Annotated in this window: 1 protein-coding gene; it reads right to left on the reverse strand. The window is 68.4% G+C overall.

Features of this window, described 5'->3' with window-relative positions; translation table 11 throughout:
- Positions 1–1,365, reverse strand: coding sequence for an IS701 family transposase (locus G4D85_RS48375; RefSeq protein WP_164021909.1), 1,365 nt, complete (start codon positions 1,363–1,365; stop codon positions 1–3).
- Positions 1,366–1,469: the final 104 nt, after the last annotated feature.

The raw sequence follows: 1,469 nt of genomic DNA on the forward strand, positions 1-1,469 counted from the left end.
CTAGTTGAACTGCGCGAGATGCGGGTATGCGGCCTCATCGCATGGGGTTGCGGACGCGGTGGCGGGGAGGAGCGCGCCGTCCGTGTGCGCGCCAGTGGCCTCGGCGCGCTGACTCGTTGCGCTGCGCTTGGCGACGGGCATTCTCGGCCAACTGGTGGACGTCCCAGTGGGGTACAAGCAGGTGGGCCAGCACTCGGCGTACCTGCGGTACGGAAATGCGTACCCCCTTTTTTCCAGCCAGCGCTTTTCACTGGCCAGAAACCACTGTGCCATGAGGCAGAGCGTCATGTGGTGGTGCCACCCCACCCAGCCGCGCACCTCGTACTCGGCCAGCCCCACCTCGCTCTTGGCATAACGCAGCGCCTCTTCCACTCCATGGCGGCAACTGGCCGCGCGCACCAGCTCGGCCAGCCGGGCCTGGGTGTCGGTGGCCAGGTACCACCAGCATTTGGAAGACGTCAGCGAGTCGACGACCACCAGCACCTCCACCCGCTGCGTGCCGTCTTCGCGAGAGGTGAGCACGCGCGCCTTGGCCGCTCGCACCGGCAGCGGGCCCTTCTCTCCATCGCGCAGGGTGAAGCGTTGCCAGGCTCCCGCGGGCAGGCTGTCGGCCCACGCCTTCGCCGTCGTCCAGCCACCGCCTCGCACCAGACGCACCTTCGCCTTGCCCGGCACCTCCAGCACGTAGCGCTCGCCCGCCTCGTGCAGTCCATCTCTCAACGCACAGGGCCGCCCGTAGCTGTCGTCTCCCACCACCCACGCGTGCGCCACCCGCTGGCCAATCCCCTTCACCATCTCCAACGCCAACTGCCAGCCGGTGCGAAATTCCACCTCCGGGGGCACCTGGCATTTCTCTCGCCGCTGCGCGTCCTCGGCCCACCCCTTGGGCAAGTACAACCGCCCGTCCACCAGCGCCACGCTTCCCTGGGACGCGTACGCCAGGAATTCCCCCACCTGGCACCGCTCCTCCTTGCCCAACCGGCCGCACCACTGCCGCTGCACTCCCACCGAGTCGTCCCCGTACTTCTGGATGCCGCTGGCATCCAGGATGAGCACGCCCCGCCGACTGCCCATCTTCTCGGCGATGAGGTCGGCCATCACCTCGCGCACCGCTTCGTCCGCCCACTTGCCCTGCCCCACGAAGTGCTGCAACGGCCGCGCCTTGACTCCGCTCTGCATCGCGATGGGCTCGCCCGTGCGGCGCTGGAGCGGCATCAGACGGCCCTCCACGTACACCGCCAGGTGACGCCGCTGCTCCTCGCGCACCAGCACCTCCTGGAAGGGGCGGACGAACTCCTTCAGTCGCTGCCGGATGTCCTCGATGTCCTCCGCCTCTAATTCCCGCAGGGCTGCCTGCTCGGCCATGGCGCGCCTCCCTACAAGCACCAACAGCCAGCCCCCTCACTTGCCTCCCGCCCGCCTCACACGCCAGGCAACCTCAAACCCCGCATCTCGCGCAGTTCAACTAG

This window comes from Pyxidicoccus trucidator, from assembly GCF_010894435.1.
Lineage (GTDB): Bacteria > Myxococcota > Myxococcia > Myxococcales > Myxococcaceae > Myxococcus > Myxococcus trucidator.

Coding starts and splice junctions, on each gene's coding strand:
- G4D85_RS48375 (WP_164021909.1), bottom strand. CDS start 1,365: ATGGCCGAGCAGGCAGCCCTGCGGGAATTAGAGGCGGAGGACATCGAG.